The sequence below is a fragment of the Bacteroides acidifaciens genome, assembly GCF_024623065.1.
Classification (GTDB): domain Bacteria; phylum Bacteroidota; class Bacteroidia; order Bacteroidales; family Bacteroidaceae; genus Bacteroides; species Bacteroides acidifaciens.
Window position 1 is genome coordinate 90,746 of record NZ_JANJZR010000007.1, and the last position, 9,482, is coordinate 100,227.

Consider the following 9,482-nt stretch of genomic DNA (forward strand, 5'->3'; position numbering starts at 1 on the left):
ACAAGGTCAACTAATACTAACCAAAGAATTATTTATCACTAAATAACTAACTAAAATGGCCGAAGCAAGAATAGATAAATGGATGTGGGCTGTCCGCATCTTCAAGACACGTACAATTGCAGCAGAAGCCTGCAAAAAAGGACGTATTACCATCAACGGTTCTCTAGCCAAAGCTGCCCGTATGATAAAACCGGGAGATGTTATTCAGGTGAAGAAACCACCCATCACTTATTCATTCAAGGTATTGCAAACTATAGAAAAGCGTGTGGGTGCCAAACTTGTATCGGAAATGATGGAAAACGTAACTACTCCCGATCAATACGAACTGCTTGAAATGAGTAAAATCAGCGGATTCATAGATCGTGCACGTGGAACCGGACGACCGACCAAGAAAGACCGCCGGGAACTGGAAGAATTTACAACTCCGGAATTCATGGATGATTTCGACTTTGATTTCGATTTCGACAGTGAAGAATAATAAATAGGAATTTAAGAGGCACCACGGATTACACAGATTCACACAGATTATTTTCATTTTCGTTGAATCCCCATAGCGAATTAGGGTACTGATTACATATTTATTTAATCTGTGTGAATCTGTGTAATCCGTGGTGAGCTCCTAAAAATGACAACATCCCGCAGGGAAACCTTGCTCCGGCGCTACGCCGGTAAATTGCTGTTTATAGATTTGCTTTAACAGCATCAATCAATTCCTGATATTCCACATCAGTCAGATAAACCTTCCCTGGGTTCATTTGGAATACACCTCCATAATCAGGACCATCCACATACTTAGGCGCTAAATGAAAATGCAGATGAGACAATTTATCCGAGTATGCACCATAATTAATCTTTTCCGGTTGGAAAGCTTTTTGCATGGCACGAGTAACACGCGCTACATCTGCCATAAAAGCATTACGGTCTTCATCACTCAATTCATTTAAATCGTTCGCATGGTCTTTGTAAGCAACAAGGCAACGTCCACGATATGTTTGTTCCTTAAACAGGAATACACGTGATACGCTCAGCTGCGCAATCTCAATCATCAGATTATGCAGCGTTTCATTATTCTGGCAATACAGACATTCTTTCGGATCGCTCTTCATGATATTATTATAATTTTAAGTTTTTATCGCTGCAAAAATAAGGAATCCATTTTTATCCGGCTTGTACTTTTTCTTTTTTTTGATTGACTAATTGGTATACATCCTCTTTTTCTCCTACCGCCCATACCACATCACCTTCTTTGAGCGGTATATTTACGTCGGGAACCATCAATGACCCGTCTTCGCTTTCCACACCGGCTATCATACAATGGTATTTATCCCGGATTCCCGATTCACGGAGTGTTTTGCCCAAGAAAACAGAATCACTATCAATGATAAACTGCTTCAAAGTCATTTCACTCTTTTCATATATCTCCCAATCTATCTTGGCTCCATTCTGCATAGCTTCATTGAATACACTCAGTTGCTCGTCCGTTCCTATCACCTGTATCTTGTCCATCGGGAACAGGCGGACAGAACCACCCGGTATATTAATCCGCCTTTTACCTCGGAGAATGGAAGCGACATGGACGCCAAACTTCTTCCCCAAATTTAATTCCATCAATGTCTTTCCCGCCCAGTTGGATTCTCCCGGAATTTCCATATCCGCCAGATGCAGGTCATGCGACAACAAACGTCCGGCATATTCCGGTTTCTTCTCCCCCAAGTATTCCGCACGCATATCTCTGGAACGAAGATTCTGAAAAAAACGGCGTTCAATCAATATGGATTGCTTTTTCAAACGGCGCGACCATACCATCAACAACACAACAAGGACAGCAACTCCGATAACCAATCCGATAGACGCTTTGAACAAACCGGAAATGACAAAGATAACAAAAAGCGCCGCTATCATAATACGTATAACGATTGTCGATACCAAAGGAGCCCGGTTAGTCCGGCTATCATGCCACAATGTCATAAATTCCACCGAATGGTTTTTCTTCACCATAATAGCCCGCAAGAAAGGAGCGATACAAAGAATGATAAATACCACCCCCAGCAATGATGCCCAAAAATGCGGCAAATTCTCCTTAAAGAAAGGCACGACAAAGCGAAAAGAAAGCGCGATAATCGATATACTGACAATAGAGTAAACCACCGTAATACGTACCATCGCCAATATCAGCTTCTTCCACAAATTCTCATGGTTGAGCACAGTCTGCGATCCGGAAGAGTAGCGCATCAGGAGTTTTTGCCACGAAGTGGGAAGATGGGCGTCCACAAAAGAAGAAGAAGGTTCGGCAAGGCGAATCATATAAGGAGTAAGAAAAGTGGTTATGACAGAGACTGCCACCACTATCGGATACAAAAAGTCACTCGTCACATGCAAAGAGACTCCCAGAGATGCTATAATAAAGGCGAATTCACCAATCTGAGTCAAACTAAATCCGCATTGCATAGCCGTCTTTAACGGTTTACCAGAGAGTATCACCCCAAAAGTTCCGAATATGGACTGCCCCAAAATGACAGCCATAGTAATGACAATAATAGGCACAGCATATTCCAAAATCATTGCAGGATCCACCATCATGCCCACTGAAACGAAAAAGATTGCTCCGAAAAGGTCCTTTACAGGTTTCACCAACCGGTCTATAGATTCCGCTTCAATCGTTTCCGCCAGAATAGAGCCCATGATAAATGCACCGAATGCAGCAGAAAATCCCGTATTGGCAGCCATTACCACCATACCGAAGCAAAGCGCCAGAGATACGATAAGCAACGTTTCCTCCCCCATCAGCTTACGGCAACGTTTCAAGAATTCCGGAATCAGATAAATACCGACTACAAACCACAAAATAAGGAAGAATGCCAGTTTGCCGATACTCTCCAACATCTCCGTACCTTCAAAATTATGGCTTACCGCCATAGTAGAAAGCATTACCATCAGCACAATAGCAAGAATATCTTCCAAAATCAAGATACTCAACACCAATCCGGTGAATTGCTTTTTTCTTAATCCGAGATCATCGAATGCCTTATAAATAATGGTAGTGGAAGACATCGCAATCATACCACCCAGAAACAGACTGTCCATCCGATGCCAGCCAAAGCCCATGCCAACGCCTATTCCCAACAAAATCATACAGAAGATAATAGTACAAGCGGCAATAATAGCAGAACCGCCCACTTTCACAATCTTCTTAAAACTAAATTCCAGTCCAAGAGCAAACAGCAGGAAGATAACACCTATATCCGCCCATGTCTTGATATTCGCAGCATCCATCACGGAAGGTGTATAAGGCATATGCGGGCTCGCCAGGAAACCGGCAACCACATATCCCAAGACTAGAGGTTGCTTCAACTTCTTAAACAACAAAGTCATAATACCCGCACATATCAATATCAGTGCAAGGTCAGCTATCAGGGTAGGTAATTGAGACATTATTTCATCATATTTGCTGACAAAATTATAATAAATCTATGGTATAAACAACATATTAACGGATATGTTTTAAATAACCCGCATAAAACCAATCAGCCCCGGATAAATTCAGAACTTATCCGGGGCCTAATCAAACAAGACAGATTTAAAATCTTATTTTCTGAAAGGTGGTTTTACTATTACTGCTTTTAATTTACGTCCGCGCATATCGATACAGATTTCCGTACCCACCTTACTATATTCAGGCTTCACATACCCCATACCGATACCAATCTTGCGGGTAGGCGACATAGTGCCCGAAGTCACTACACCAATCTTCTCCCCCTCCGGACTAACAAGTTCGTAGCCATGACGGGGAATCCCGCGGTCAATCATTTCAAAACCAACCAACTTACGGGTAGTCCCCTCCGCTTTCTGCTTTTCAAGCATAGGACGGTTAATGAAATCCTTACCCTCTACAAACTTAGTAATCCATCCCAATCCGGCTTCTATCGGAGAAGTCGTATCATCCAGGTCATTACCATACAGGCAGAATCCCATTTCCAACCGGAGCGTGTCACGGGCTCCCAAACCAATAGGCTTGATGCCAAACTCCTCACCCGCTTCGAAAACAGCCCTCCAAATAGCATCGGCAGCATCCGGATAGAAGTAAATCTCAAAACCTCCCGCACCGGTATAACCCGTATTGGAGATAATTACATTCTCTTCACCCGCAAACTTCCCTACCTTGAACGTATAATACGGAATAGCCGACAAATCAACATCCGTCAACTTCTGCAAAGCAAGAATCGCTTTCGGGCCTTGCACGGCAAGCTGCCCGATATTATCTGAAGAATTTTCCAGTTCCGCACCCTCCGTATTATGTGAAACGCACCAGTTCCAGTCTTTCTCCATATTGGCAGCATTGACTACCAGCATATATTTTTCCGGTTCAAAATGATATACCAGCAAGTCATCTACGATACCACCTTCTTCATTAGGAAAACAAGTATACTGTACCTTTCCCGGAGTCAGTGCCGCCACATTATTGGAAGTTACTTTTTGAAGAAAAGCCAACGCATTCGGCCCTTTCACCCAAAATTCTCCCATATGGGACACGTCGAACACACCGACATTCTGACAAACAGTGAGATGTTCGTCAATGATACCGGAGTATTCAATAGGCATGTTATAACCTGCAAATTCATGCATCTTAGCACCGAGTGCTATATGTTTCTCTGTAAACGGAGTGGTTTTCATTATTTTAAAGTATTAAGTTTCAAGTATTAAGAATCAAGTATTATGTGCTATCAGGAAGCAGTCCAAGCAAGACTTTTTATTTGGAAGCAACCAGTTCGGCAATCTTCACGATGACTTTCATAGCCTTTTCCATGTTCTGAACAGGAACAAACTCGTAGCGTCCGTGGAAATTCAAACCGCCGGCAAAGATATTCGGACAAGGCAACCCTTTGAAAGAAAGTTGCGCGCCATCCGTACCACCACGAATCGGTTTCACGTTCGGCTTCACGCCCACAGCTTCCATTGCGGCAAAAGCAGTGTCGATGATATGCATTACCGGTTCTATCTTCTCACGCATATTATAATATTGGTCGCGCAACTCAAGAGTCACCGTACCTTCGCCATATTCTTCGTTCATTTGAGCCACCAAACGTTCCATCTCCTTCTTGCGGTCTTCAAATTTAGCACGGTCATGGTCACGGATGATATAAGAAACAGTACTTTGCTCCACTTCACCCTGAATTCCTATCAGATGATAGAAACCCTCATATCCCGTAGTATGTTCCGGCCTTTCCTGTGCAGGAAGCAAGTTGATAAATTGATTAGCCAGATAGATAGAGTTAATCATCTTGTTCTTGGCATATCCGGGATGCACATTACGCCCTTTAAAAATAACTTTAGCGGCAGCAGCATTGAAGTTTTCAAACTCCAACTCTCCCACTTCACCGCCATCCATTGTATATCCCCACTCACAACCGAACTTCTCAACATCGAATTTATGAGCGCCTTCGCCGATTTCCTCGTCAGGATTGAAACCGACACGAATCTTTCCATGTTTGATTTCGGGATGCTCTTTCAGATAAACCACTGCCGATACGATTTCTGCAATACCAGCCTTGTCATCAGCACCGAGCAGAGTCTTCCCATTGGTTACAATCAAGTCTTCCCCCTTATGCTGCAGCAATTCCGGGAATTGCTCAGGAGAAAGGACTATATCCTCTTCCGCACAAAGCACAATGTCCGAACCATCATACTTTTCAACGATGCGCGGAGTCACATCCTTGCCGCTCATATCAGGACTTGTATCCATATGGGCTATGAATCCGATAGTCGGCACTTCTTTATCTATATTGGCAGGAAGCGTAGCAAAAAGATAGCCATGTCCGTCCAAAGTAATATCCTCCAATCCCAAAGATTCCAGTTCCGCTTTCAGATATTCGGCGAATACCATCTGTTTCGGAGTACTGGGAGTAAGCCCTGTCGATTCATCAGATTGTGTATCGAAGCTCACGTACTTTAAAAATCTGTCTACTAAAGTCATTTTATTTACGATTTAACGATTTACTACTTACTATTTGATAGTTTACAATGCCGTAAAGGTAAAAAAAGAGCCGTGAATTACAAAGCAATTCACGGCTCTTTTTTATTGTATAATCTTTTTTAAAAGTGGCTGCTGCCGTCAAAGCAGTGTGTGCACACTTTACATTTGGGCAATCCGATAGCTTCAATCAGTGTTTCGAGCGTATTGAACTTCAAGGAAGACAGCCCGAAACGCTCGGCAATGATGCTGACCATCTTTTCATATTCGGGCGAACCGGTAGTGGCATATTTTTCCAAATTCTTATTTTCATCACCCTCCAGTTCCTTGATAATACGGCGGGTTATCAATTCCAACGCATTCTTGGAAGCAGAGAATCCCACAAACGGACAAGCATAAATCAACGGCGGACAGGCGATACGCATATGTACCTCTTTTGCTCCATAATCATATAGAATCTTCACATTGTCACGTAGCTGCGTACCGCGGACTATTGAATCGTCACAGAACAACAGACGTTTTCCCTGAAGCATCGCACGGTTCGGAATCAACTTCATCTTAGCAACCAGCGAACGCAACTCCTGATTGCTGGGTGTAAAACTACGGGGCCATGTCGGCGTGTATTTCGAGATAGCGCGATGATAGGGCACCCCTTTTCCTTCGGCATATCCTAAAGCCATACCTACTCCCGAATCCGGGATACCACAGACACAATCGACCTCGGATTTGTCCATCTGCCCCATCTTCAATCCGCTTGTGAAACGGACTTCTTCCACATTCTTGCCTTCGTAGCAGGAAGTCGGGAAACCGTAGTACACCCACAGGAACGAACAAATCTGCATATCCTCATTCGGTTTGCGAAGCTGCTCAATGTGGTCATCATATATACGGACAATTTCACCCGGCCCCAGATATTTCTCAATCTCATAATCCAGATTCGGGAAACTGGACGATTCGCTTGTCGCAGCATAAGCACCGTCTTTCTTGCCGATTACCACCGGAGTACGTCCCCACTGGTCGCGGGCAGCGATGATACTTCCATCTTCCGTCAGGATAAGCATGGAACAAGAACCTTTGATATGCTTGAACACATTTTCGACCCCTTCGACAAAGTTTCTGCCTTGTATGATAAGCAGCGCGATAAGTTCCGTTTGATTGGTACTGCTCGAACTAAGTTCGGCGAAGTGCATATTCTGGCTGAGAAGTTCGTCTTCCAATTGTTGGATATTGGTTATTTTTGCGACGGTAACAATGGCGAAGCGGCCGAGGTGAGAGTTGATAATGATAGGTTGTGCGTCTGTGTCACTGATGATGCCGATACCGGCGTTTCCTTTAAACTTGTCCAGTTCTCCTTCGAACTTGGTTCGGAAATAGGTACTTTCCAAATTATGAATGGAACGGATAAACCCTTTTTCCTTACTATATGTCGCGAGTCCTCCCCGCTTTGTACCCAGATGTGAGTTATAATCTGTACCGTAGAATAAATCAGTCACGCAACTAGTTTTCGAGACTGTTCCGAAAAAACCTCCCATGTCGTTCTCTTTATTGATGATGTTTTAAAAAAGATGCGCAAAAGTACAAAAAAGAATCCGTCTGATAAAAAAAGAGCCCCGCAAAGTTTAATATTTCTTCGCGGGGCAATAACTAATATTTATTAAAAGCGGGAAATCCGAACACAATCCCTCTACCTGAATCTTATTTCCATTTCTTAATTATCTTCCTGTCTGCCGGGGTTGCTTCGATCAGACTCAAAGCAAATCCACCGCTCCGGGCAAGTTTCGCCGAAATACGGGTTTTAGCGGTTACGATACCTTTCTTTATTTGATAAGAAGTCGGATTCTTTTCAAAATCCGCGTCTTTGCCATCCTCATACAGCGTAGCTACATATTGTTTTCCCGGTTCAAGGAAATCGAGCGTGAACGTAGAAGTGCGGGGATTTTCGTCGGTGATACCGCCCACAAACCAGTTATCAGTGCCTTTAGCCTTACGGGCTACAGTGATATAATCCCCCGGTTCTGCTTCCAGGTATTTACTGTCGTCCCAATCGAGCGCTACATCTTTAATAAATTGGAAAGCATCCAAGTGGCGCTCATAATTCTCCGGAAAATCGGCTGCCATCTGCAACGGGCTATACATCGTGACATAAAGAGCTAGTTGTTTTGCCAGCGTGGTACGCACAAAACTATGGTCGCCTTGCAGGAAAGAAAGTTTTGTATCGAAGATGCCCGGAGTATAATCCATCGGGCCGCCAATCAGACGGGTGAAAGGAAGCAGTGTCGTATGGAACGGCTTATTGCCTGCGAAGGCCTCATATTCCGTACCGCGTGCCGATTCATTGCCAATCAGATTGGGATAAGTACGGCATAATCCCGTCGGGCGAACCGCTTCATGCGCATTTACACAAATCTTGTAATCCGCCGCTTTCTTCACTGCATACAGATAATGATCGTTCATCCATTGTCCGTAGTGATGTTCTCCACGAGGAATGATATTACCTACATAACCACTCTTGACAGCATCGTATCCGTTATCTACCATAAATTGATAAGCAGTATCCAAATGACGTTCATAGTTGCGCGCGGAAGCAGAAGTTTCGTGATGCATCATCAGCTTCACTCCTTTTGCCTTCGCATAAGCATTGAGCATTTTCAAATCGAAGTCGGGATAAGGAGTAACAAAATCAAAAACATAATCTTTGGAATGGCCGAACCAGTCCTCCCAACCCTCATTCCAACCTTCCACCAGTACCTGGTCAAATCCATGCAGAGACGCAAAGTCAATATAACGTTTCACATTGTCATTATTCGCAGCATGCCGTCCGTTCGGCTTTGTCTTTGAATAATCCGTCTCACCAAGTTTCACAGAATAAACATCGTCCGTATATGCCCATGAGCTTTTACCGCTAATCATTTCCCACCATACACCGATATACTTCACCGGCTTAATCCAGGAAACATCTTCGTAAGCACAAGGCTCGTTCAGGTTCAACGTCAATTTGGAAGCCAGAATATCGCGGGCATCATCGCTGACAATCACTGTGCGCCAAGGTGACCGACAAGGAGCTTGCATATATCCTTTATCCCCTTTGGCGTCAGGTGTCAGCCATGATTCAAAAATCAAATTCTTATCGTCGAGATTCAAATGCATACAAGAATAGTCTACCAAAGCTGCTTCGTGCAAGTTGATGTACAGGCCGTCGGCTGTTTTCATTTGCAGAGAAGTCTGTACGCCTGTCGGCGAAAAAGAAGTTTGAGAAGCGTTTCCGGTAATTGCTCCCTGCAATAACCCACGGATTTCCGAAAGTTTGGACTCGGTATAGTCATATTCCTGCGTATCATAGTCACCGGGAATCCAAAAGGCCGTATGATCCCCTGCCATGGCAAACTGCGAATGTTCTTCCTTAATAAGTAGTTATTCATAATTATTTCACCTATGTTGAAATTACATTATCTTTGCCTCGAACAAAACCGCATGATAAATGAAAATCAAGAAATTGACGCTGAGCGATTCCGAA

The 9,482-nt window shown here is 43.7% G+C and carries 6 protein-coding genes and 1 pseudogene; 1 reads left to right on the forward strand and 6 read right to left on the reverse strand.

Annotation, left to right across the window (positions count from 1 at the left end; translation table 11 throughout):
• The first annotated feature begins 55 nt into the window (after positions 1–55).
• Positions 56–478, forward strand: coding sequence for an RNA-binding S4 domain-containing protein (locus NSB03_RS03575; protein WP_024986441.1), 423 nt, complete (start codon positions 56–58; stop codon positions 476–478).
• Between the two features lie 202 nt (positions 479–680).
• Here NSB03_RS03575 and NSB03_RS03580 read toward each other — a convergent pair whose 3' ends face one another.
• From NSB03_RS03580 to NSB03_RS03605, 6 genes and pseudogenes are all read right to left on the reverse strand, one after another.
• A complete protein-coding gene (locus NSB03_RS03580; RefSeq protein ID WP_024986440.1) occupies positions 681–1,106 on the reverse strand; it encodes an HIT family protein in 426 nt (141 codons plus the stop codon).
• A gap of 52 nt (positions 1,107–1,158) precedes the next feature.
• On the reverse strand, positions 1,159–3,432 hold the full coding sequence (locus NSB03_RS03585) for a monovalent cation:proton antiporter family protein (RefSeq protein ID WP_136014032.1): 2,274 nt from the start codon (positions 3,430–3,432) through the stop codon (positions 1,159–1,161).
• Positions 3,433–3,585: 153 nt separating this feature from the next.
• Positions 3,586–4,671: a glycine cleavage system aminomethyltransferase GcvT gene (gcvT, locus tag NSB03_RS03590; RefSeq protein ID WP_136014033.1), complete on the reverse strand. Its 1,086-nt coding sequence runs from the start codon at positions 4,669–4,671 to the stop codon at positions 3,586–3,588.
• A 76-nt stretch (positions 4,672–4,747) separates the two neighbouring features.
• On the reverse strand, positions 4,748–5,971 hold the full coding sequence (gene pepT / locus NSB03_RS03595) for a peptidase T (protein WP_024986439.1): 1,224 nt from the start codon (positions 5,969–5,971) through the stop codon (positions 4,748–4,750).
• 119 nt (positions 5,972–6,090) lie between these two features.
• Entirely contained in the window at positions 6,091–7,500 is a 1,410-nt protein-coding gene (locus NSB03_RS03600) for an amidophosphoribosyltransferase (protein WP_024986438.1), read from the reverse strand.
• Positions 7,501–7,663: 163 nt separating this feature from the next.
• Positions 7,664–9,376 (reverse strand): annotated as a pseudogene (locus tag NSB03_RS03605) (glycoside hydrolase family 97 protein); the annotation flags it as partial.
• Between the last annotated feature and the right edge of the window lie 106 nt (positions 9,377–9,482).